The sequence below is a fragment of the Actinomadura sp. KC06 genome (genome assembly GCF_004348735.1).
GTDB lineage: Bacteria > Actinomycetota > Actinomycetes > Streptosporangiales > Streptosporangiaceae > Spirillospora.
On sequence record NZ_SMKT01000066.1, the window covers coordinates 1 to 23,070 of the forward strand.

The following is a 23,070-nucleotide window of genomic DNA, read 5'->3' on the forward strand; positions in this document are numbered from 1 at the left end:
GCCAGGTGAAGTGCGGTGGCGGCGGCCGCGGGGTCCGGGGGGCTGGTTCCGCCGGCGGTGAGGACGGTGTAGAACTCGGCGGCGACCGCGGGGGCGTGCGTGTCGTTGATGGGCCAGAGGGTGCCGATGACGTGCGGGAAACCCGCTAGCTGAAGGCTCGCGGCGATGTTGATCGCTTCGTCCGACAGCACCGTCCCGCCGCGGGAGGTCTCGCAGCCGCTCAGGAATGCCAGTTCGGCCTGGTCGAGTCGCTGTGCGGCCAGTTCCCTGACCAGCAGCGGGCGGTCGTGCAGGAGCAGCCTCGCCTGCGCGGGCTCGGAGATCTCCTGGACGGCGTGGCAGGCGAGATGCGCCCAGGTGTTCTGGGTCAGGGCGGCGATGACTTTGTCGTGGGTGGCGTCGCCATCGCGGAGTTCCACGACGTCGGGGAAGTGCTCGGTGACCGCCTGGATCTCGCGGGACACCCCCTCCAGCCGTGGCGCTCCCGGGGTCTCGGTGAGGCCGACCAGCGTCATCCGCCGCGCGGCGCGAGGTCCCCGGGCCCGGTCACGGGCGCTGATCAGCGCGCGGAGGGTCGGGGTGTAGCTGGAGATGGCCCGGTCAAGGGCCTCCCCGGCGGCGTGCAGCGGCAGCAGGGTGAGCGGTCCGGTCGGGCACCACCAGATTCGGTGGGTCGGCCCCAGCGCGTCCAGCACCGGACCGGTGACAACGGACCAGAGCCAGTTCAGGCAGTCCTGGATGCCCGTGAGGTCCTGGGCCTGCAGCGCCGCGACGAAGGCGTCCGCCTGTGCCTGAGCCTGCTCCGCGGTCAGGGCCAGCGGGAGGACGCGGACCCCGTCGGCGGTGACCAGCAGGGCGTCGCACCGGTACCGGCTGACGTTGAGGACCGCGATCGGCCCGTCCTCGGCCGCCGTCAGGAGGCTCCGGCTGCTGGGCGTCCGCAGGAAGTCCTCGAATCCGGGAAGCTCGCGGATCTCGGCGAGGGCCTCGCGGCGGCGGCGGGCCAGGACGGGCCGCTCGTCCAGGCGATGCGGCGCGTCGGGGCCCTCGGTGAGGTCCAGCCGCTCGGCGGCCTCCTGGGAGTGATGGATCTCGGCCAGCCGGTCCGCCAATTCCGGCGCGACCGATCGCAGGAGATCCAGTGAGGTGTGGCCGTCCATCGCTTGGCCGAGCAGGACGCCCCGTCCCTGCTCAAGGAGTTCGAGCGCGGCACGGGCATCACCGGCCTGGAGCGCGGCCGCCGCGGCGTCGCGTCCGAGTCCCTCGTACTCCTGGAGTATCCGTTCCTGGTCGGCGCGTCCGAGGCCGCGCCAGGCCGCCTCGTCCAGCGCGGCCACCGCGGCGCCGAAGCCCGCGGCCGCGTCGGCGGGCGCGTCCTCCTCCATCGCGAACTCGCCCCACTTCTGGCCGACCGTCGCCCGCCAACTGGCCGACGCCGACTCCTCCTCGGCGGCCTGCCGGTACCGCAGCAGGCTCTCCTCGCGCACGCGCTCGTCGCCGGCCAGCTGCCACTGGTCACGGAGGGTCTCGGCAAGGTAGAACAGCGCGACCGACCGGCTCGCTCCGTCGGTGCCGGACTCACTGACGGCGGCCCGCATCGTCCGAAGCGCCCGGGTGAGGGCCCTCGGTTCACCGGTCAGCTGGTAGCGCAGGCGCATGGCCAGACCCAGCCGGCTGTAGACGTCCGAGGTGCCCGGCAAACCCTCCTTGGCCGCCTCGGAGAGCAGCTCAATGGCCTCGTCGAGCTCGGGAGTGCCGCCGGACGGGGCCTGACGCGCGCTCAGGAGACCGAGGAATCTTCTCCGGCGCGGCCGATCGTCGAACAGATCCGCGATGAGCTCGGCCATCGCCCGCACGGGCGCGCGACCGGTCATCGCGCGGTCGAGGAGTGCCCCGGCGAGGTTGACGGTGGCGTTGCGATGGAAGGACGATCCCGGCCGGGCCCCTGCCCTGACCGTCCTGAACACGGCGATGGCCTCCGCCGGGTCGGCTCCGCTCAGCTCCAGGGTGCGTCCGAGGCTGTTGAGCACCTGCAGCCGCTGGAGATTGCCCTCATCGACGGTCTCGGCGGCCTCTCGGTGATAGCGGACGGCCTCGGCCATGGCCCCTGACTGCCCGGTGACCTGGTATCTGGTCGCGAGGACCTCGCCCAGGGAGGCCAGGTGGCTCGGCCGGGACGGGCTTCCGACCGGCGTCGCGGCGACGGCGGCGCGCAGCGCGGCCACGGCGGCTTCGGTGTCCTCGGTACGACGCGTGGCCTCGTACCTTTCCTGCAGTGCGGAGCCGAGGTTGACCAGATAGAGGGCAAGGTGGCCGTGGTCGGGTGCGGTCCGGTCGACGGCGGCCTGATGGTGGACGATGGCCTCGTCCAGCTCCGCGAGCCGTCCGGTCACCTCGTAGCGGTAGGTGAGGGCGGCCCCGAGCCCCGTCATGGCCATCGCCAGCTCGGGATGTTCGGGAACCAGGGCGATGGCCTGCCGGTAGGCCGCGATCGCCTCGTCGAGGGCCTTCAGGCCTCCGCCGAGCCGGAACTTCAAGGCGAGGCTGTTGCCGAAGTCGGAATAGACCATGCCGTAGATGCCGCTGCCCGGCCGGGCCAGTGCGCACGCGCGGCGCAGGGCGTCGACCATCTCGTCGAGATCGTCGGTGGTCCCGGCCATCTCCATGCGCAGGCCCAGGACCGCGCCTAACCCGCCCAGAATCTCCGGCAGGCTCGGCGAGTCGTCCGGAAGCGCGGAGAGCGCCTGCCTGAACATCTCCACCGCGTCGTTCGCCCGCTGGACCTCTCCGGCCAGGCGAACGTCCTCGATCAGTACGCTGCTGTTCATGGCCAGAAGCCGGGCTTGGGCCTCCCGGCCGGTGCCGAACACCTCGGTGAGGTCCTCCGGCATGTTCGCCATATGGTCGAAGGCCTCCTGGGGGATCTCAGGGACTTCTCCCATCGCGAGCATGAAGCCGACCAGCACCTGGACCTGGCGTTTGACCGGCTCGGATGCCGCCGGGTAGCGCTGCCGTATGGTTTCCAGCACGGTGTTCAGTTCCGCTCTGCGTGCGGGGTCCGCGACCTCGGCGAACAGCGCGCTGGCGTACCGTGCGAGCCGCCAGGTGTAGCGGTCCGTGGCCCGATCGGTGGCTTCCACCGCCTCCTTCAGCACCTCGAGCCCGCGGAGCAGGTCGGCCCGGTCGGATGTCTCCATGAACGTCATATGCAGCGCCCACCCGTAGTTGGTCAGCACCAGCGACCGGTCCTCCAGAGTGCCGCGCAGTGCCGCTTCGAACAGGGCCTGAGCTTCCTCGCGGTGGTGCAGGTGCCACAGGATCGGCGCGAGCTGGGCCTGTGCCTCGGCCAGCCCGGGCTGCCCGTCGAGCGCCGCGACGGCCTGGCGATGCCAGTGGACGGCCTCCTGGAGGTCGTCCGGGCGGGCGAAGGCGTCGTGGCGCATGCTCAGCGCGTTGCCGAGGCTGCTGAACAGCTGCGGTGACGGTCTGCGGGCCACCAGACGGCGAAGACCGGCGATGCCCTCCTCAAGGTCCTTGAGGTTCTCGGTCAGCTGGTAGCGGTCGATCTGTTCCAACGGGTTCAACGGTTCCTCCGCCATCTGACGAATCCGAACGCGGTCAGCAGGAACGCGACCGCTCCCAGCGCCGCGACGATGTACGGCTTGGCGGCGTCGTCGACGGGCACCTTGTAGCCCAGGGACTGCACCGCGGCCAGCATCATCAGGAGCGTGCCGATGACGGCCGTCTCCAGCACCCCGAACCGGCCCCAGCGCCGTTCGGACGCCTCGGCGCGGGCCTGCAGCCGCTCCCGGATCACCAGGTCGGTGATCGCACCGATCTCCCGGGCGCGTTCCCGTGTCGCGTCCGCGTAGCCGAGGTCGTCCTGGATGCGGAGGCGGAACCAGTCGGCCAGCGCCAGGTCGTCCTCGAACGGGGTGCCGCGCATGTTGTGGCGGGCGATCTCCACCGTGCGGAGCATCTCCCGCAGCCGGGTCATGGTCCAGATGAGCCCGTCCGGCGCCGCCTGGCGGTGCATCAGCTCCCGGTGAGCGGCGAGCAGCCGGTCGTCCTCCAGCGCCGCGACCACCCGGGCGGCCTGCTCGTCGACCCGCTCCCGGGCTTCGTGGAACACCCGTCCCTCGTCATAGACGCGCAGCTGGAACCGAACCTTCGCGGCATGCATGAGGAAACGGGCGAGAGGCGACATGCGCTCATCACCGGACGACCACAGCCACGCGTCCAGATCGCGTTCGCGTTCGACGTCCGCGATCACCGCGAAGACACGAAGCCGCCGTGCGTTACCGTCCCGCAGGCCGGTCTCCCAGACCGCGAAACGGTTGGCCCTGGTGAAGCGGTATTCCCGCTCCGCTCCCGGCAGCGCGGGCAGGACGCTCCGGGTCAGTCCCCGCGCGGGCTGTCCACGCTCGTAGTCCACGAACAGACGGCATTCGCCGAGAACCCAACCCAGATCGCCCGCACACCCCTCCCACAGCTCGGCGAGTTCCCGCCACGTCCCGCCGGTCAACGCGACACCCAGACACCTCAGATCATGGACGTCGCGGAGCACCCCCTGCCGCAGCGGCCCCTCCGGCGCCTCCCGCACCGACACGGCGCCGCCGCTCTCCACGGTCATCCCGAGCCGGGACCCGAGCGCCGACCACAGGCCGCCGAGGCGCTCGGCATGCTCCTGGGCGGACGGCCCCGACCGCGCGACGAAGACATGGACGACCAGCCCGGAACGACCGGACTCAGCTCGCCCCATGCGGGCTCTCCAGCCGATGGATCAACTCGTTGACCCGCTCCCGCAACTCATCGGGCATCTCGACGGGCTCAGCCGGCCCCGCGCCATCGCCACTACCCGGCGACGGCCTTGTCCGGAAGCATCCGCTCGACCAGGAGCAGACGTCCGTCCGACGGAATGGCGGCGCGGACGCTGCGGAGAATCGTGATGGACTGCTGGTCGTCCCAGTCGTGCAGGATCTCTTTCAGCAGGTAGGCGTCGGCTCCCTCTGGAACTTTGTCGAAGAAGTCGCCGCCGACGACGTGGCATCGCTGCCCGACCCCGGCGGCGGCCAGCGTGGCGTCGGCGTCGGCGAGGCCGGTCTGGACGTCGAAGAGCACGCCTCGAAGTTCGTTGTGAGCCTGCAGGATGTGGGTCAGGAGAGTGCCGTCCCCGCCGCCGATGTCCACGACTTCCCGGAACCTGCCGAAATCGGCGGCCGCCAGGATGCCGGGCGCCGTGTCGCGGGTGTGCTCCGCCTGCGACCGGTTGAAGATCGTCGCCCGATCGGGAAAGCGCGCGTAGTACTCGGTCCAGCTCATGCCGTGCGCCAGGTCCCAGCCGGGGGTTCCGGTCCGCAGGCTGGGCACGAGCCGGTCCCAGCTCCGCGACGTTTCCGGACCGCAGCCCATCAGCAGGACGCCCCGTACCGAGTCAGGTGCGTCCGCGCGGAGCGGCTGCCCGAGTTCGGTGAGATCGAAGCGGTCGGTCCCGGTCTGGACGAGGATGCCCTGCCCGGTGAGGGCGAGGAGAAGGCGTCGCAGGGATGGCGCGTGGGTGCCGGTCCGTTCCGCCAGCTCGCCTGTGGTGCGCGCGCCTTCGGCGACCAGGTCGGCGATGCGTAGCTCGGCCGCCGCGTGAAGCGTCTTCGCCGCCATCATCTGGAGCAGCGGCGCCAGGAGCAGCACAGACGGGGGCAGTTCGGACGGGGGCGGCTCGGATGGGGGTGCGGCGGCGGTAGCCTGGTTTTGTCGCTCGGCCTCTGGGTCAGGCATGGAGGGCCAGCTCTCCGTCCACCGCGCGCCGGCGGGCGCGTTTCACATCGGCCTTGATGTTTCTCATCGTCACCTTCCGATGGAAATAGTGATATCCACGGGTTATCGCGTAGTCGACGCATTCTCGGCTGTCGGTCCTGAAGTAGGTGACGAAGTCGTTGACGGTGTCGTCGCCGAGCAGATGCAGGGGCTCGTGCCGGATCGGAATCGTCCCGAAGTCGGTGAACCACGAGAGGATCTCCTGCCTGATCACACCGGCGACGAAGTCGAATCCCATCGTGTGGGACAGCACGGCGCAGTTGCGGAGGATGATGCCCAGCAGGAGGTCGCCCCGGAACGCCTTGTCGACGGCGATGTTGTTCACCTCGAGGACGCGCTTCCCCGCGGCGCCGGGGATGATCTGGAGCAGCGGCGAGTCCGGTGCCACCGGGGTGAGCCGGAAGATGGCGACCAGCTCGCGGTCGAACGTGATCTTGTAGCAGGTGGACGCGGTATCGGGGAGAAAGTCATCGCTGTAGAGACCTAACGGCCTCAGCGCGTTCTCGAGGAAATCGCGATATTCGTCGAGTTCCTGCGCTTCCGCGACTTCGTGGGTCTGGTATTGCCGCAGCTCCCGTAAGACCTCCTCGTCTTTGGGAGCCGCCGCGTAGGTGGTCGTGGTGGTCGGATCGCCATCGTCCAGGACGGCGATTGCTTCGAGCGGCAAGGCGCTCTCCCTTGGATTCGGTTCCGTTGAAGCGTGGGCGGAGATGCCTAGGCGCTGGCCAGCACGTCGCGGAACATCTGGGCGTAGTAGTAGATCGTCATCCGGCGGCCGTGGATGATCTCGTCCAGGTCGGAGTCCTTGAGCAGCAGCTCGTTGACGGCCTGCTTCACGTCCTCGATATGCCGTGCGTCGAATCCGGCATGGCTCTTGATGAACGTCACCTGGTTCTTTTCCAGGCCGTACGTCTCCCGCAGGACCTGAGCCATTGACTTGCCGAGGTCCGCGCCGAGTCCTTCGGTGAGGCTCGCGACGCCGAGAATGCCGAGCGGGCTCCCGTAGGTCGCCATGTAGTAGTTCTGTGAGACCAGGCCCCACGATCCGCGCTTCGGCGGCACCGCCAGGATTTCCTCGGCGTTCTCGCCCAGGTTCTCCAGGTCCCTGATGCAGAAGAGGTCGTGGTTGTTCTCCTCTTGGACCTGCTCGAAGAACCAGTCGCGCAGCTTGCGGTAGTCGTCGCCGAGCCGGGCTCCGGCCAGCGAGAGCATCCGGGAGGTGTGGCGGACCATGTGGTAGGTCTCGCGCAGATAGGCCACGTAGTGTTCGCGCTTCATCTGGCCGCTGACGACGGTCTCGATCAGTGGGTTCTGCCCGATCTCGCTGTCGAACTCGCTCTGGGTCGCTGCGAGGAGCTTCTCGAAATTGCTCATTGCGATTGATCCTTCGGTTTCCGTTGGTCGTGCGGCAGAGGGGTTGTGTCAGGACGGGACGGGGCGGAAGGCCTCCGGCCAGGGCAGGAGGCGGTAGACGCCCGTCGCACGGGCCAAGGTCTGCTCCTGCGCATCCGTCAGGCGCGCTTCGAGAAAAGCCGACTTGCCGAGCATCGATGTGATGCGTCCCTCGCCGTAGACCTTTCCGACGGGAACCGGCCTGATGAAATCCGTGGTCATGGAGACAGTGACGGGGAGGAACTGCGCCTCGTGGATTCCGACGACCGCCGATCCCATGCATTCGTCCAGCATGGCGGTGACGAATCCACCGTGAATCGAACCGCTCGGGTTGACGAACTCAGCCGCGCCCTGAAACGAGACGTGAATGGCCTGGGCCTCCCTGTCGATCCTCAGCAGAGTCCACCCGATCAGCTTCGCCACTGGAGGCACTTCGCCGGGCAGACGGTCGTACACGGTTTCTTCATCACTCTTCGGCTCGGCCAATCCGGGCTCTCCTTTTCCCTTGCAGACATGTGGATCATCGATTGCGGTCTTCGGCCGTGTCAATGGGCGTGCATTGGCGCCATGTGGACGACGGTGAGATTCTCGATTAACAGCAGGTGATAGCGCCTCGCCTGCTGTGTGCATATTTTGGACCCTTGACCCTGTTCACGGCGGCTGCTACGAAATCGGCCGCTCGCGTCATTGCGGCGTCCTTACCAGGCGTAAGTGACGCCGTGCCAAAGTCCGGCGACTTGCCGTGATCACCTGGGGTTTGTCGTCCTTTGACGTCCCTGTCATGATGAGTTGATCAACGCCGACCGCTCTGTTCGGACGAAAGGTTCCGTCGATGAAGGAAGACAGCCCGCCGTCGGGCGTCGACGTCACGGTGCCGAACGTCGCCCGGATGTACGACTACTACCTCGGCGGAAAGGACAACTACGCCGCCGACAGGGAGGCCGCCGAGAAGGTCATCGCGGTGATGCCGGGCTCGCAGGCAGGGGCGCGGGCCAACCGCGCGTTTCTGGTGCGGGCGGTGCGGTATCTGGCCGCGGAGGCGGGAATCACGCAGTTCCTCGACCTGGGCGCGGGGCTACCCACCCAGAACAACGTGCACGAGGTGGCGCTTTCGGTGAACCCGGACGCCCGGGTCGTCTACGTCGACTGGGACCCGGTGGTCTGCGCACACAGCCGCGCGCTGGTGCGGACGCCGCACAATGTCGGCGTCGTCGAGGCGGATCTGCGGCGTCCGGACACGGTTCTGCGGCACGAGACGACCAGGGCCCTTCTCGACTTCAGCCGCCCGGTGGCGGTGATGATGGTGTCGATACTCCATTTCGTCGACGGCTCCGACGACCCCCAGGGGATAGCGGCGCAGTACCGTGACGCGACCGCGGCCGGGAGTCATCTGGTCATTTCGCATTTGACCGGGGATCTGCTGGAGAAGGCCCGTCCCGAGGAGACCGAGCGGGCCAAGGAGATCTACCGCCGCACCGCCACCCCCGTCCATCTGCGGACGCATCAGGAGATCCACGACCTGTTCAAGGGGTACGACCTGGTGGATCCGGGGCTGGCGTGGCTCACCGACTGGCGTCCCGACGAGCCCGGCCCGGACGGACCGTCCGTGGTGCGGCTCACCGACCGGTCCGGCGGGACGGTCGAGGAGGCGCCCGGTTACGGTGGCCGTATCCCGGCGTACGCGGGTGTGGGCCGCAAGCTCTGAGCGTGCGAGGAGGCAGTGTGCCCGGGTTGGCCGACATCGACCTGTCCAAGGGCGCCTTCTGGGCGGCGCCTTACGCCGAGCGAGCCGCGGCGTTCGGGACGCTGCGGCGTGAGAGGCCGATCGGGTTCTTCGCCGAACCGCGCGTCCGGTGGGCGAAACGCGGCCCTGGGTTCTACGCCGTGACGCGCTACGCCGACGTGGTCGAGGCCAGCCGGCGGCCGGAGGACTTCTCCAACGCCGAGGGCGTGATGGTTTTCGAGCGGCCGCCGGCGTCGGTCGAGTTCTTCGACTCCATGATCAACATGGACGATCCGCGGCACGCGCGGCTGCGCCGGATCGTCTCCCGGGCGTTCACGCCGAGCATGATCAGGCGGCTGGACGGCGAGATCCGGCAGATGGCGTCGGAGATCGTGGACGGCCTCCCCGAGCGCGGCACGTTCGACTTCGTCACCGACGTCGCCGAGCGGCTGCCGCTGACCATCATCTGCCGGATGATGGGCGTCCCCGAGAGCCGGCACCGGTTCGTCGCCGAACGCACCAACATCATCCTCGGCGCGGGCGACCCCGAGTACACCCCGGACAGGACCGAGACCGAGCCCGTCACGCTCCTCACCGCCGCGGCCGAGCTGGCGGGAATGGTCAAGGAACTGGCGGCTGAACGTGCCGACGCTCCCGGCGACGACCTGACGTCTAAGCTCATCAACGCCAATATCGACGGCGAGAAACTGACCGCTCAGGAACTCGGCTCGTTCTTCGGCATCCTGTTGCAGGCAGGCAACGAGACCACCCGCACGGCGATCTCGCACGGCCTCATGCTCCTCACCGAGCACCCGGAGCAGAAGCAGCTGTGGGCAGACGATTTCGAACGGTACGCGGCGACCGCGACGGACGAGATCGTCCGCGTCGCGTCCCCCGTCATCTACATGAGGCGCACCGCGACCAGAGACTGCGAACTGAACGGCCACCATTTCAGCAAGGGCGACAAACTCCTGCTGTACTACTGGTCGGCCAACCGCGACGAGACCGTCTTCGACGACCCCGACCGGTTCGACATCACCCGCTCACCCAATCCCCATCTCGGCTTCGGAGCCCCCGGACCGCACTACTGCCTGGGCGCCCACCTGGCCCGCGGCGAGGTCACCGCCATATTCCGGGAACTGCTCCGCCGGGCGCCGGGCGTCCACGCCGCCGGACCGCCGGACCGGCTGCGCTCGAACTTCCTCAACGGCATCAAACACCTGCCCTGCGCCCTTTCCTGAAACACCTGAACGATCCCGCGTCTAACCGCGGTTCGCCTCCGCGAACAACTGGGGGCGGGCGAACCGTTCAATCGGCGTACCACTTCGTGCACTGTCAGCGCGCCTGATCTCATACGGTCGAGGGTCGCCCGACCCTACCGCCGAGATCACCTCACGCGGAGTGCGGCCGGTGCGGCAGGGAGTCGAGGAAGTCTCGGATGGACGGGGCGGTGGCGGAGGCGAGGTCTTCCTCCGTCTTCAACTCGTTCGAGATGGCGACCGGGGCGAGGGTCGCGTGGGGAATGACCTGGACGCATCGTTCGGCGAGGGCGCGCGGGTGCCGGGGGTCGGTCCCCGGGAACACGAGGACGGGTGCGCCGACATCGGCGAGTTCGGCGACCGAGGTGAAGGAGCGGTCGTGCGCGATGGACGCGGCGGCGACGATGCTGGCGAGGTCGCTGCGCGGGATGGCGTCCCGGACCATCGCGCCGACGACCGGCGGGAACCGCCCCAGGATCGGCTCCCACGCGGCCTCCAGCCCGCCGGCGGCGGCGCGGGCGGCGAAGGCGTCGAGGAAGGCGATCTCGGCGGCCTTGGCGGCGGCGTCCTCCTCGATGTCCTCGACGCCGAGCAGGACGGCCGCGTCCACCCGGCCGGGGACGCGCAGCGCCGTGCGCAGCGCGATCGTCGAGCCGAGGCCCGCGCCGGCCAGGACGGCGCGCCGGTGGCCGAGCGCGTCGAGCAGCGCGAGCAGGTCGAGGGTGTACTGGTCCCAGGTGTGCAGGGACGGGTCGGCGCAGACCGACGCGCCGTAGCCGCGGATGTCCGGCAGGATCACCGTGGCCCGGTCGGCGAGCAGCCGCGCCAGGGGGCGGAGGCTGCGCCGGTCCGGGCCCCCGGCGTGCAGGAGGACGAGCGGCGGTCCGGAACCGTCGATGTCGGCGGCCAGCGCGCGGCCGTCGCCGCCGCGGAAGACGAACGGGGTCATGTGGGCCTTTCGGGAGGCGGGGTCAGGAACAGTCCCAGCGCGTAGGCCAGGGCTGGGACGAAGCACAGCAGGGTGAAGACCGCCTGCGGGCCGTGCGCGTCGGCGGCCAGCCCGAAGACCGGGGTCAGGAGCCCGCCGGCACTGACGCTGAGGCCGAGCGTCACCCCGGCCGCGGTGCCGGGGCGTCCGGGCAGGTAGTCCTGGCCGAGCCGGACCACGACCGCGAACGGGACGTTCAGCGTCAGCCCCACCAGGACGGCGAACGGCAGCGGCAGCAGCGCCCCGGGCGCCAGCCGCAGGCCGACCAGCATCGGCGTGACCAGGAGCGCGCCCAGCTGGACCGTCCGGACCAGGCCGAACCGGTCGGCGAGGCGCCCGCCGAGGACGGTCCCGGCGACGCCGCCGCCGAGGAAGCACGCCAGCGCCGCCCCGGCCATCGGCTGCGACGCGTCCAGATGCCGGATCCAGTACAGGCCGATGAAGGTGGCGACCGCCGCGAACACCGCCGAGCGGACCACCGAGATCGCGGTGAGGACGGCGAACGGCCTCCACAGAGCGGGCCCGGCCGCCGCGGCGACCCCGTCCCTGACCTGGCGGGCGTTCCTGGCCAGGACGAACGCGACCAGCACGGCCGGGGGCAGGAACACGACCGTCCCGGCCGCACCCCAGGCGACCAGCGCGGGCGTCGCCAGGACGGGCGCCAGGAAGAACCCCAGGCTGCCGCCCGCCGCGAACACGCTCATCCCGGTGACGCTGTCGCCGGCGGCCTCCCGCGCGGCCTTGCCCGCCGCCGGATGGAACATCGCCACCCCGAGGCCGGACAGCAGGAGCAGCAGCCACACCATCGCGTACGACCCGGCCGTCCCGGACAGCGCGAACCCGGCCCCGGCGAGCAGCACGCCGGCGGCGGCGAGCCGCGGCAGCCGCAGCCGGTCGACGGCGACGCCGATCAGCGGCTGCGGCAGCGAGCTTCCCAGCGTGGCGGCGAGCGTGAGCCCGCTCGCGGCCACGTAGCTGTAGTTCCGTTCGAGGACGAAGTAGGGCACGCTCGCGGGCACGAGGCCCTGGTAGAGGTCGTCCACCGCGTGGGCGGCGGCCCAGATCCACATCCGCCGCAGGACCGATGGCGTCCCATGGCCTGCCACCGGGGTGGGGTGCGTGCTCGTCGCCATGCCGTCCAGGATCATGAACGCGCGGGGTCGGTGGCTATCGGTATTCTGCAGGCATATGTCGAAAAACCGCCAACCTGTGGAGCGTCCGGCCTCGCTGCTGCCGCTCGCCCACCGCGAGCGCGTCGGCTGGCACGACCACCGGCACCACCAGCTCGTCTATCCCAGCCACGGCGTCCTCCAGGTGTCGACCGACGCGGGGATGTGGGTCGTGCCGCCGCATCGCGCGGTGTGGCTGCCCGCCGGGGTACGGCACTCCCACCAGGCGCACGGGCCGACCCAGCTGCGCACGGTGAACTTCACGCGCGACGAGCCGGCGTTCGGCGGGCCGACGGTGCTCGCGGTGTCCCCGCTGCTGCGCGAGGTCATCATCGCCCTGACCACCGACGACGCCGCGGCTGCGGAGGAGGGTCCGGCCGGGGACGACGGTCTGACCGTCCGGTCACGGCGCAACCTGGAGCGGGTGGCGCTGGATCAACTGCGCAAGGTGGAGGAACTCCCGCTCCACCTGCCCGTCCCGGCGGACGACCGGCTCCGCGCCATCGCCGCGGCGCTCGCCGACGACCCCGCCGACCGGCGCACGCTCGCCGAGTTCGGCCGTGCGGCGGGCGCGTCCGAACGGACCCTGAGCAGGCTGTTCCGCCTGCAGACGTCGATGACGTTCCCGCAGTGGCGAGCGCAGGTGCGCCTGCACCACGCGCTGATCCTGCTCGCGTCCGGCTCGTCGGTGACCAGCGTCGCGGCGGCCTGCGGCTACGCCGGGCCGAGCGCCTTCATCGAGGCGTTCCGCCAAGCCTTCGGCACCACGCCCGGACGCGTCGCGGCACGGCCGGCGGATGCGTCCGGTCATCGTCCTTAGACCGTCCATCACGGGCCGGACGCCGGCGGGACGGTCAGCCGGCGGTGCGCTTGGCCATGCCTTCGGTGGCGGGGTCCAGGCCCCAGGTGAAGATCGTGTGCGGGTGGATGCGGATCAGGTCCGCGCCGAAGCGGGAGCTCTGCGGGTCGTCCTCGACGACCGTCTCGGCACGGCCGCGGACCTCGATGCCGCGCACGTGCCACGGCCGGACGGAGGCCAGGTCGTCGATGACGAGCGCCACCTGATCATTGCCCTGGACGTTGCGGTACTTGCGGGACTTGGCGAGGTTCCAGCCCAGGATGTCGAAAGTGCCGGTGCCGGCGTTGTAGGTGTACCCGACGGGATTGTTCTGCGGGTCGCCCTTGGGGCCGACCGTGGCGAGCCGGGCGAGGCGCTGCGTGGACAGGTATTCGCGTTCGATGTCGGTCAGCTTCATGACTCCAGCATGGAACCTCGACTCGTCTTGAGGTCAAGCACGGTATTTGGCGGAAAGTTGGCCGCCGCGATACGTGCCGGTTCTGTCCCTATCGGGGATGTTTGCTGTGAACTGAGGTTCTGGGTGCGACGGACTCCACTCGCGAAGGTCGCACCATGCCGGAGCCATTCCATCCACCGCTCGATCGCGCCGCACGGCGGCACCGCGGTCTCCTCTCGGTGCTCGCCGCCCTGGCCGCGGTCCTGCTCGCCGGCCTCGTCACCTCCTCGTGCGGGTCGGGCTCCGAGGAGTCCGAGCAGGTCGCCCCGCGCGAGACGACCTCGCCGCCCGCCACCGTCCCGCCGAGCACGCCGGAGACGCCGCCACCGCGCGAGACGCCGCCGCCGCGCGAGCCGTCGACTCCGGAGCCGGGCGCGGCGGACGGCGTCGACCCGCATTTCGCCACGTGCGCACAGGCCAAGGCCTACGGATACGGCCCCTACTACAAGGGTTGGGACCCCGAATACCACTGGTATCAGGACCGTGACCATGACGGCGTCAACTGCGAGCCCTGGCCGACGGATTCGCCGTGGAGCCCCGACCCGGGGCAGAGCGTCCCGCCGCCGCCGGCACCGCCGTCACCGAGCGAGCCGAGTGAGCCGAGCGAGCCGCCGACCGAGGTGCCGCCGCCCTCCGAGCCGGGTGACGAGCCGTCCGACCAGGAGACGAGCACGGAACCGGCCACGCCTCCAAGTGAGGAGCCGTCGACGCCGGACACCGGGACGCCACCCGATGAGGGGCCCGACGAGGAGCCCTCGGCGCCGGGTTCCGGCGACCTGCCCTAGACCGCCGGGCGCCGCGGGCCGAGTGAGGTGATCAGGTCGCGGAGGGACGGGGACATCTCGTCGGGGAGGTCGTCCAACGGATACCAGCGCGCCTCAAGGATCTCCGCCGCGTCCAGGCCGAGGTCCCCGCCGATCACGCGGGCCTCGTAGTACGCCTCGACGCGATGCCGGAAGCCGCTGGCGATCGCCGCCGGCGGGCCGCTGACCTGCACTTCGAGGGAAGTCTCCTCCCGCACCTCGCGGGCGACGCCGTCCTCGAGCCGCTCGCCGGCGTCGACATAGCCGCCGGGCAGGCCCCACGCGCGGTACGCGGGCCAGAGCCGGTGCCGCAGCAGCAGGATCCGGCCCTGATCGTCCCGGACGAGCCCGCCCGCGTACACCAGGAACGTCCGGTGCCGGAGCCGGGCGAGCCGCCACTGCATCCGCCCGCCGAGCCGCCGCCAGGCCCGCGCGGTCAACCGGTGCACCACTGAGCCGTCGCGTCCACGCGCCCGGAGAGCGGCGTACCGGATCTTCATTGCCGAAATGCTAGCCGCCGCCCCGCTCGCCGCCCCGGCCGCACCCGTCCCCGCCACGACCATCGCGGACGAGGCCGCCCCGGCTCCGTCGCGGTGGCGGGTCGCCGTGTGGTTCCGGACACATCGGGCGTGGATCGGGATCTTGAGGGGTCGCTCGGATCGTCCCTAAGACAGGGGGCGGGATTACCGGGGAGGCTGCGTGACCACGATGGAGCTATCTGAGGCGCGGGCGGGGTCGCCGCCGGAGGCGGGACGCCGGGGGCCCTTCCGGCTGGTGCGGAAGGTCGCCGTCGGGATCGCGGGGGCCGCCATGATCCTGGCGGGCGTCGTGATGCTGGTGCTGCCTGGGCCCGGCATCGTGGCGATCCTCGCCGGGCTCGGCCTGCTCGGCACCGAATTCCCCACCGCGCGCCGCATCAGCCGGCGCCTGAACGGCCACGCCCGCACCGCCTGGCACAAGGTCAGGACGGCGGCGCGCCGCGGCCGCGCGGCCTGACGACGAATGCGGCCTGACGGCGGATCGCGTCAGTCGGTGACGCGGAGGACGCGGAGTTGGTCGGCGACCATGCGGTAATAGCCGACGAGGGTGACCAGTTCGTACAGGCGGGTGAGGCCGAGGGTGCCGGTGGCCTCGGTGAAGCTGTCGTCGGTGAGGTCGCCGCTGGCCACCAGTTCGCGGGCGGCGGCGAGGACGGTGGCCTCCAGCGGGTCGTCGAGGCGGCAGTCGGACCCGGTGCGGACGGCGGCGATCTGGTCCTCGGTGAGGCCGGCCTTGAGGGCCGCGTGGCTGTGGACGGCCCACTCGTACTCCGAGCGCTCGTGCGCCGCGACCGCGAGGATCGCCAGTTCCTTCTGCCGCGGGGTGAATCCCGTCCCGTAGCGGACGACGGAGCCGAGTTCCTGCAGGGCGTTGCCGAGTTCCGGGCTGAGCAGCATGCCGTTGAACGGGCCGCGCAGCCGTCCCTCCTCGTCGGCGAGCGGGAACGGGCGGCTGCCGGTGGCGCGGGCGCTGTCCAGGAGCCGGTCGTAGAGCTCGCGCTGTTCGGCGGTCAGGTCCGCGGGCCGGAACGCGTCGACGCGGGCAGGCATGGAGGTCCCCCGATGAGTGTGGCGGTGGGTCATTGAGCGGCGGCGGGCGCGCCGCCGGGACGGAAGGTGCCGTGGTAGGCGAAGGAGCGGCGTTCCTCGACGGTGACGGTGCGCATGATCTCGGCGCGCCACGGAGTGCTGGTCGCTGCGCGGTAGGCGTCGGTGTCGAAGACGCCGGGATCGTCGATCTCGTGCAGGGCGAGGAAGCGGGGAGCCTCGCCGTCGACGAGGACGTAGCGACGGGTCCTGCGCCAGCCGGGCAGCGCGTGCAGGGACGGGATGTGCTCCTCGGCGTACCAGGCGTGGAAGCCGGGTTCCCGTGCGGGCTCGACCGTCATGGCCCGGGCCAGCAGGAGCGGCGGGGGAGCGGCGGCGGGCGCGCCGTGGTCGTCCAGGAGTTCGTAGACGCGGCGGTCGAGGGACACCAGCGCGGACATGACGGCGGTCTCCCGCGCGCTGCGCTCGTCGCGCAGGCGCCGGTAGCCGGGCGTGTGGAGGACCTCCAGGTCGAGGTCGTACCATGCGAGCCAGGACGGCGCCTCGCCGTCGGCGGCGCGGTACCGGTGACCTTGGCGGACGCCCGGCAGGGCGAGCCGGGCGGGGCCGTGCTCGTTGTCGTACCAGTCGTGGAACCCGGCCTCGTCGCCGTCGCGCGGTTGCGACAGGACGTAGAGCAGACCTTCCGTCACGATGGGCCTTCCGTTGTTCGGCGGGCGTCCGGGGCGTCCTGGGTGCGCGGGCGCGTCCCGGGTGCCGGAGACTAGGAGCTGTCCGCCGGAATCTGTTCTACTGACGAACGTTCGTGCGTCGGTAGTTTACTTTGGAGTCGGGAGTCAAGGAATGTCAAGGCAGGACCCGGATGTGATCGACTCGGTCGAGAAGGCGTTCCGCGTGCTGGAGGCCTTCTCGGCGGACCATCCGACGCTGACCGTGAGCGAGGCCGCCGACCTCACCGGCCTGTCCCGGGCGACCGCCCGGCGCATCCTGCTGACCTGCGTCCGGCTCGGGTTCGCCGAGGTGGACGACCGGCGGTTCCGGCTCCTGCCGCGCGTCCTGCGCCTCGGGTACGGGTACCTCGCCTCGCTGCCGATCTGGGAGCGGGCCCAGCCGCACATGCGCCGGCTGGCGGAGGAGGTGCGCGAGTCGTGCTCGGCGGCCACGCTGGACGGCGAGGAGATCGTCTACGTGGCCCGCGTGCCGGCCAAGCGCAGCATGTCGATCGTCCTGAACGTGGGCTCGCGGCTGCCCGCGCACCCGACGTCCATGGGACGCGTCCTGCTCGCCGCGCTCCCGCCCGACCGCCTCCGCGACCGCCTCGGCGAGATGCGGCTCGACCAGCTCACCCCGCACACGATCACCGACCCGGACGCGCTGGCGGCCGAGCTCGCCAAGGTGCGGGAGCAGGGCTACGCGGTCGTGGACGGCGAGCGCGAGGAGGGCGTGCGCTCGGCCGCGGCGCCGGTGCGCGACGGGTCGGGCGCGGTGATCGCGGCCATCAACGTGTCCGCCAACGCGGGCCGGGTCTCGGTCGCCGAGCTGCACGAGCGGTTCGTCCCCCTGGTCGTCCAGGCGGCGGACGCCATCTCCCGCGACATCGACTTCGTCCCCTCCGGCTGACGCTCTTGACCGGGGGTGGCGTGTCGGTCACACTCGCTTTCTAACCGGCGTACATCTGTGCGACAGACGAACAGAGGTGACCGATGTCCAGTGCCACGTCCGCTCTGCGGGCCGCCTTCACCACGAAACTCTGGCTCACGGTGCTGATCGCCCTCGCCCTCGGCGCCCTGCTCGGGCTCGTCGCGCCGGACACCGGAGCGGCGATGCAGCCGCTCGGCGACGGCTTCATCTCGCTGATCCGGATGCTCGTCGGCCCGGTGATCTTCTGCACGATCGTGACCGGGATCGCCTCCGCCGGCGCGCTCGCCGGCATGGGCCGCGTCGGCGTCAAGGCCCTGGTCTACTTCGAGATCATCACCACGATCGCGCTGGTCATGGGCCTGGTGGTGATGGACGTGCTGCGCCCGGGCGACGGCGTCCACGCCGACCCGGATGCGATCAAGCTCACCGGCAAGGCGGGCGAATACGCCGCCGAGGGCCAGCACCAGCACTGGTACGACTTCCTGGTCAACATCATCCCGGAGAGCGTGGTCAGCGCCTTCGTGGACGGCAACGTCCTGCAGATCCTGCTCGTGTCCGTGCTGTTCGCCATCGCCCTCAAGATGATGGGCGACCGCGGCGCCCCCATCGCGCGCGGCGTGGAGCGGGTCGGCGAGGCCGTGTTCGGCATCGTCCGGCTGATCATGTACCTGGCCCCGATCGGCGCGTTCGGCGCGATGGCCTACACCACCGGCAAGTTCGGCACCAAGACGCTGACCAGCCTCGGCACCTTCGTCGGCCTGTTCTGGGCCACGGGCATCGTGTTCTGCCTGCTCGTCCTCGGCGTGGTCGCCAGGCTGTGCGGCATCCGCATCATCCCGCTCTACCGCTACTTCAAGGACGAGCTGCTCATCACCCTCGGCACCGCCAACTACGAGGCCGTCATGCCGCAGCTCATCGAGAAGCTGGAGAAGCTCGGCTGCCCGCGGCCCATCGTCGGGCTGGTCGTCCCGTCCGGGTACGCGTTCAACTCCGACGGCGTCTGCCTCTACATGGGGTTCGCCGGCCTCTACATCGCGCAGGCCTTCGACATCAGCATGTCGTTCTGGCAGCAGCTCGGCCTGCTCGCCGTCTTCCTGATCACGTCGAAGGGCGGCGCGGGCATCGCGGGCGCCGGTTTCGTCCTGCTCGCCGCCAGCCTCTCCACCACCGGCGTCATCCCCATCGCCGGGATCATGCTGATCTTCGGCGTGGACCGGTTCCTGTCGATGATGCGCGGCATCGTGAGCCTGTGCGGGCAGATGCTGGCCAGCATCGTCGTCAGCAAGTGGGAGGGCGTCTTCGACCGCGACCGGGCCCGGCTCGTCCTCGCCGGGGGCGTCCCGGCCGACGCCCCCGCGCCCGCCGACCCGGTCCCGGCCCCCGCCGGCGGGAAGGCGTGAGGGATGCCATGAAGGGGCCGCGCCGTTCGGGTCTCTTGGGGAACTGGACGGGCCGGCGGAGCTCGAGGACGCGGCGCTGGCGGCGGTCTCCGCGGCCGGCGTGCGGGAATTCCTGCGGCTCAGCCCGCCCGAGCTGGTGCTGGCCGTCCTGGTGGCCTGCTCGGCATCGCCGACGAGATCGCGGCGCGGGAGGTCATGCTCGTCCACGGAACCCCGGGACGCCGGCACACCTTCGCCGAGACCCTCCGCGTCCGCGGCCACCGGACGGCCGCCGCCACCCCTGGAACGCCGGCGCACCCGCGTGAAGGGTGCGTCGAAAAGGGTCCGGGCGCGAACGTTCGATAACCGCAAAGTGGCCCAATGCGGTCTAACATCCGATTTCGCATTGACGTCCTCCGCTCTCGCCACTATGTGCCAAAGGGTGAGATTCCCGTCCCGGGCCGGCGAGGAAGTTCCCGCAGGTGCAATGGACCAGGTGGGCGACGGGTGACCGCTGGTGCGGCCGGAGGCGGAGGGGCGAGGACGGACGGCGCTAAACCCGGTTTCAACGGCGAATAATGCCCAAATCATGTTGATCAGAACGCCGGCTTGGGAGAATGGCCGCCTGGGTATTATGCGGGCGACACAATTCGATAACACGCCCCGGAGTGCAGATGCGCCTCTCACGCCCTTGTCTCGTCGCTTTCGGTGCGGTGACCTTCGCCGCCGGTTCAATGGTCTGGCCCGCGTCCGCTTCGGCGGCCGCGACGAACTATGTCGCGCTCGGTGATTCCTACTCGTCCGGCACCGGTGCCGGAAGCTACGACCCTGACAGTGGAGCGTGCAAACGCAGCGCGAACTCCTACGCGAAGCTGTGGGCGGCGGCGAACAACGCGTCGTCGTTCAAGTTCGCCGCGTGCTCCGGCGCGACGACCGCGACCGTCACCAGCGGCCAGCTCGGCTCGCTCAGCTCGTCGACGACACTCGTCAGCATCACGGTCGGCGGCAACGACGCAGGTTTCTCCGACGTCATGCAGACCTGCGTGCTGCAGTCGGAGGCGAACTGCAAGAGCAGGGTCACGCAGGCCGAGACCTACATGACGAACACCCTGCCCGGACGCCTCGACTCGGTGTACACGAAGATCCGCGACAGGGCCCCGTCCGCCCGCGTGGTGGTCCTCGGCTACCCCCGCCTCTACAAGATCGTCAACGTGTGCGTGGGGCTGAGCAACGGCAAGCGCACGGCGCTCAACCGCGCCGCCGACACGCTCGACGGCGTGATCGCCACCGCCGCGGGCCGCGCGGGCTTCACCTGGTCGGACGTCCGGGACGAGTTCGCCGGGCACGAGCTGTGCTCCGGCGACGACTGGCTCAACGCGGTGACGATCCCGATCGAGTCGTCCTACCACCCGACCGCGCGCGGCCACCGCCTCGGCTACCTGCCCGCGCTGACCGGCTCCGCCCGCGCCGCCGTGAAGCAGGACGCCTGACCGCGTCCGCCAGTTAGTGATCTACAACGTAAAGGCGCTCACCTGCGGAGTGTACGACAGGTGAGCAGGCCGACCGGGACCGGCGCCCAGAAGGTGACGGCGCGGAACAGCAGCACGGCATGCAGGGCCGGTCCCGCGGCCATGCCGAGGGAGGCGAGCGCGGCCACGAGAGCCGCCTCGGTGGAGCCGACTCCGCCGGGCGCGGGGATCGCCGCGCCCGCCGCGGCGCCCACCAGGTAGGCGGCCACGAGCGCGAGGACGTCGGCCGGGCCCGCGCCCGTCCCCGGCACGGCGAAGACGCTCAGCGCGAACGCCACCCCGAGCACGAGCGTGGTCGCGGCGGACGCGGCGAGCGTGACCGCCAGGTCGCGGGGGCGGCGGCACAGGTCGGCGAACCCGGCGACGGCCCGTCCGACCACGGCGGAGCGGGCGGCGCGGCGCCCCCACAGCGCCGCGGCCGGCAGGAGGACGCCGCCGGCGACGAGCAGCGGGACGGGCGGGACGAGCCCGGCGGCCTGGGCGGCGTGGTGGCCCAGCGCGTCGAGCACCCGGCCGTTTCCGCCGCCGAGGCCGAGGACCGCGCCGAGCAGCAGCAGGTCCGCCGGGACGCCCGCCACCTGCAGCACGGCGACGGCGATCACCGCCCGGGACAGCGGCAGCCCGCGGCACACGAGGTAGCGGGTGTTGACGGCCACGGCGCCGAGCCCGCCCGGCGTGACGCGGTTGGCGGCCGCGGCGGTGAACTGCGTCAACGTCGTCTCGAAGAGCGGGATGGGCCGTCCGGACGCGCCGCGCAGCGCGATCGCCGAGCAGACGTAGTGCAGCACGGACAGCAGCACGAGCGCGGGCAGGAACTCCCACCGCATGTGCGTCAGCGCGGCGACGGCGCCGTCGAGGGCCACAGGGCGCGGCGGGTCGGTGATCAGCAGCGCCGCCGCCGCGGCGGCGATGAGCAGGACCCCGAGGGCGGTCCAGCGGGACTTGCGGACCCGCTGGACGGGGGAAGGCGTCGTGGCGGCGCCGCCAGGGCCGGGGAGTTCGGCGGGCGCCGCGCGTTCAGCGCCGGCGGCGATCGTCTCCACACCTCAGTGATCGGCTACTTGATTGAAGAGTACGCGACCGCCAGGCCTGCGCGACGCGAACGCTGGGGGACGTTCACGACCGCCGCTCGCGCGCCCGGCGTCCGGGCAGAAGTTTTCTTGCCCGGCACGCCTCTTTGGTCCACGCAATAGATTCTTTTCACACTATGATTAGGCTTCGCTACAGGAAGTGACGGTCTTGAGGGCCGGAGATTGCATGACCGGGGGAGAGTGACGACCATGACCAGCGCTCACCAGCGGCTGGGCGAACGCATCAGGGACTTCCGGGTCAGCAGGGGCGGACGCCGGCCGTGGCCGGCCAAGGCGCCCGGCGGCCGCGCGATCGTGCTGACCTGTAGCGACTACCTCGCGATCGCCGAGCATCCGGCGATCGCCGACGCCATGATCGCCAGCCTCCGGTCGGGGGAGGGCGCGGCGCCGACGCCGGGGCCGTGCCTGCCCGACGACCATCCGCAGATCCTCCTCGGCGCGGAGTTCGCCCGGCACATGGGCGCCCGCGCCGGGGTGCTGTGCCCGTCGGGCTGGGCGGCCAACACCGGGCTGCTGCAGGTGGTCGCCGGGCCGGACGTTCCCGTCTACCTGGACGTCCTCGCGCACATGTCGCTGTGGGAGGGCGCACGCGCCGCGGGCGCCGAGCTGGCCTACTTCCGCCACAACGACCTCGCGCACCTGCGCCGCCGGATCGAGGTGGGCGGCTCCGGGGTGATCGTCGCCGACGCCGTCTACAGCACCGACGGGTCGGTGGCCCCGCTGCCCGGCCTGGTGGAGATCGCCGAGGAGCACGGCTGCCTCCTCGTCGTGGACGAGTCGCACTCGCTCGGCACGCACGGCAAGCGCGGCGAGGGCCTCGTCGCCGCGCTCGGGCTGACCGGCCGCGTCGACTTCCGTACCGCGAGCCTGGCGAAGGCGGTACCCGGACGAGCCGGGCTGATCGCCTGCGACCGTCCCGGCTTCGCCGACTACTTCACCCACACCGCGCTTCCGGCCGTGTTCAGCTCGACGCTGCTGCCGCACGACATCGCGGGTCTCGCGGCGGCGCTGAAGGTCGTCCGGGACGAGAACCGCCGCCGGGACCGGCTGCGCTCCGTCACCCGCCGCCTGCGGGACGGGCTGACCGACCTCGGCTACCGGCTCGTCGAGTCGGACACGCCGATCATCGCGCTGGAGAAGGGCTCGGAGGCCGACGCGACGCTCCTGCGGGACGCGCTCGTCACCCACGGGATCTACAGCGCGGCGCTGTTCCCGCCGACGGCGTCGGTGGGCCGCACGCTGGTGCGCCTGTCCGCGCACGCGGGTCTCAGCGACGGCGACGTCCGCCGGGTCCTTTCGGTCTTCGCGCAGCTGCGCGAACCGGTGGAGGCCCCGGCCCGCGCGGGCCGCTCCGGCCGCTCCGCCCGCCACAGCGCGGGCCGCTCGTGATCGGTGCGGGTC

General features: G+C 71.0%; 22 protein-coding genes. 9 read left to right on the forward strand and 13 right to left on the reverse strand.

What is annotated here, in order from left to right:
* The 6 genes from E1287_RS21425 to E1287_RS21450 form a co-directional block, all read right to left on the reverse strand.
* Positions 1-3,584: CHAT domain-containing protein (locus E1287_RS21425; RefSeq protein WP_131966829.1), on the reverse strand; the 3,584-nt coding region annotated here is incomplete at its 3' end.
* Positions 3,581-4,762 (reverse strand): CATRA conflict system CASPASE/TPR repeat-associated protein, encoded by a 1,182-nt coding sequence (locus E1287_RS21430; protein WP_131966830.1) that lies wholly within the window; start codon positions 4,760-4,762, stop codon positions 3,581-3,583. The genes E1287_RS21425 and E1287_RS21430, both read right to left, overlap by 4 nt.
* A gap of 92 nt (positions 4,763-4,854) precedes the next feature.
* Entirely contained in the window at positions 4,855-5,775 is a 921-nt protein-coding gene (locus E1287_RS21435; RefSeq protein ID WP_131966831.1) for a methyltransferase, read from the reverse strand.
* Entirely contained in the window at positions 5,768-6,481 is a 714-nt protein-coding gene (locus tag E1287_RS21440; protein WP_131966832.1) for a hypothetical protein, read from the reverse strand. The genes E1287_RS21435 and E1287_RS21440 overlap by 8 nt, the downstream gene beginning before the upstream one ends.
* Before the next feature lie 47 nt (positions 6,482-6,528).
* Entirely contained in the window at positions 6,529-7,188 is a 660-nt protein-coding gene (locus E1287_RS21445; protein ID WP_131966833.1) for an iron-containing redox enzyme family protein, read from the reverse strand.
* A 48-nt stretch (positions 7,189-7,236) separates the two neighbouring features.
* Complete coding sequence (locus E1287_RS21450) at positions 7,237-7,692, reverse strand: PaaI family thioesterase (protein ID WP_165969122.1); 456 nt, start codon at positions 7,690-7,692, stop codon at positions 7,237-7,239.
* A gap of 346 nt (positions 7,693-8,038) precedes the next feature.
* On the opposite strand from E1287_RS21450, the gene E1287_RS21455 reads away from it, so the two are divergent.
* Both E1287_RS21455 and E1287_RS21460 read left to right on the forward strand, forming a co-directional pair.
* A complete protein-coding gene (locus E1287_RS21455; protein WP_131966835.1) occupies positions 8,039-8,911 on the forward strand; it encodes an SAM-dependent methyltransferase in 873 nt (290 codons plus the stop codon).
* 17 nt (positions 8,912-8,928) lie between these two features.
* On the forward strand, positions 8,929-10,170 hold the full coding sequence (locus E1287_RS21460) for a cytochrome P450 (RefSeq protein ID WP_131966836.1): 1,242 nt from the start codon (positions 8,929-8,931) through the stop codon (positions 10,168-10,170).
* Positions 10,171-10,321: 151 nt separating this feature from the next.
* On the opposite strand, the gene E1287_RS21465 is transcribed toward E1287_RS21460, so the two are convergent.
* Positions 10,322-11,137, reverse strand: coding sequence for an alpha/beta hydrolase (locus tag E1287_RS21465; RefSeq protein ID WP_131966837.1), 816 nt, complete (start codon positions 11,135-11,137; stop codon positions 10,322-10,324).
* The gene (locus E1287_RS21470; protein ID WP_207934359.1) at positions 11,134-12,309 is read right to left on the reverse strand and encodes an MFS transporter; all 1,176 of its coding nucleotides are present in this window, start codon (positions 12,307-12,309) and stop codon (positions 11,134-11,136) included. The genes E1287_RS21465 and E1287_RS21470 overlap by 4 nt, the downstream gene beginning before the upstream one ends.
* A 55-nt stretch (positions 12,310-12,364) precedes the next feature.
* On the opposite strand from E1287_RS21470, the gene E1287_RS21475 reads away from it, so the two are divergent.
* Complete coding sequence (locus tag E1287_RS21475; protein ID WP_131966838.1) at positions 12,365-13,165, forward strand: helix-turn-helix transcriptional regulator; 801 nt, start codon at positions 12,365-12,367, stop codon at positions 13,163-13,165.
* A 34-nt stretch (positions 13,166-13,199) separates the two neighbouring features.
* On the opposite strand, the gene E1287_RS21480 is transcribed toward E1287_RS21475, so the two are convergent.
* Positions 13,200-13,601, reverse strand: coding sequence for a PPOX class F420-dependent oxidoreductase (locus E1287_RS21480; protein WP_131966839.1), 402 nt, complete (start codon positions 13,599-13,601; stop codon positions 13,200-13,202).
* A gap of 155 nt (positions 13,602-13,756) precedes the next feature.
* On the opposite strand from E1287_RS21480, the gene E1287_RS46385 reads away from it, so the two are divergent.
* Positions 13,757-14,425: an excalibur calcium-binding domain-containing protein gene (locus E1287_RS46385; protein WP_207934360.1), complete on the forward strand. Its 669-nt coding sequence runs from the start codon at positions 13,757-13,759 to the stop codon at positions 14,423-14,425.
* Here E1287_RS46385 and E1287_RS21490 read toward each other — a convergent pair.
* Positions 14,422-14,943, reverse strand: a complete 522-nt coding sequence (locus E1287_RS21490; RefSeq protein WP_131966840.1) for an NUDIX domain-containing protein — start codon at positions 14,941-14,943, stop codon at positions 14,422-14,424. The two genes, E1287_RS46385 and E1287_RS21490, sit on opposite strands and share 4 nt — an antisense overlap.
* Positions 14,944-15,151: 208 nt before the next feature.
* Here E1287_RS21490 and E1287_RS21495 point away from each other — a divergent pair, with 208 nt between their 5' ends.
* Entirely contained in the window at positions 15,152-15,439 is a 288-nt protein-coding gene (locus E1287_RS21495) for a PGPGW domain-containing protein (RefSeq protein WP_131966865.1), read from the forward strand.
* 29 nt (positions 15,440-15,468) lie between these two features.
* Here E1287_RS21495 and E1287_RS21500 read toward each other — a convergent pair whose 3' ends face one another.
* Together E1287_RS21500 and E1287_RS21505 are read right to left on the reverse strand one after the other, a co-directional pair.
* Positions 15,469-16,032: a carboxymuconolactone decarboxylase family protein gene (locus E1287_RS21500; protein ID WP_243719293.1), complete on the reverse strand. Its 564-nt coding sequence runs from the start codon at positions 16,030-16,032 to the stop codon at positions 15,469-15,471.
* Positions 16,033-16,061: 29 nt separating this feature from the next.
* Positions 16,062-16,721 carry a DUF4286 family protein gene (locus E1287_RS21505; protein WP_131966842.1) on the reverse strand — a complete coding sequence of 220 codons (660 nt, stop codon included), beginning with the start codon at positions 16,719-16,721 and terminating at the stop codon, positions 16,062-16,064.
* A 151-nt stretch (positions 16,722-16,872) separates the two neighbouring features.
* On the opposite strand from E1287_RS21505, the gene E1287_RS21510 reads away from it, so the two are divergent.
* From E1287_RS21510 to E1287_RS21520, 3 genes are all read left to right on the forward strand, one after another.
* Positions 16,873-17,649: an IclR family transcriptional regulator C-terminal domain-containing protein gene (locus E1287_RS21510; RefSeq protein WP_131966843.1), complete on the forward strand. Its 777-nt coding sequence runs from the start codon at positions 16,873-16,875 to the stop codon at positions 17,647-17,649.
* Between the two features lie 83 nt (positions 17,650-17,732).
* On the forward strand, positions 17,733-19,070 hold the full coding sequence (locus E1287_RS21515; protein WP_131966844.1) for a cation:dicarboxylase symporter family transporter: 1,338 nt from the start codon (positions 17,733-17,735) through the stop codon (positions 19,068-19,070).
* 692 nt (positions 19,071-19,762) lie between these two features.
* Complete coding sequence (locus E1287_RS21520; protein WP_279506054.1) at positions 19,763-20,539, forward strand: SGNH/GDSL hydrolase family protein; 777 nt, start codon at positions 19,763-19,765, stop codon at positions 20,537-20,539.
* Between the two features lie 38 nt (positions 20,540-20,577).
* Here the strand turns inward: E1287_RS21520 and E1287_RS21525 are convergent, their stop codons facing one another.
* Entirely contained in the window at positions 20,578-21,621 is a 1,044-nt protein-coding gene (locus E1287_RS21525) for a lysylphosphatidylglycerol synthase domain-containing protein (protein WP_131966846.1), read from the reverse strand.
* 237 nt (positions 21,622-21,858) lie between these two features.
* On the opposite strand from E1287_RS21525, the gene E1287_RS21530 reads away from it, so the two are divergent.
* The gene (locus tag E1287_RS21530) at positions 21,859-23,058 is read left to right on the forward strand and encodes an aminotransferase class I/II-fold pyridoxal phosphate-dependent enzyme (RefSeq protein WP_131966847.1); all 1,200 of its coding nucleotides are present in this window, start codon (positions 21,859-21,861) and stop codon (positions 23,056-23,058) included.
* The last annotated feature ends 12 nt before the right edge of the window (positions 23,059-23,070 follow it).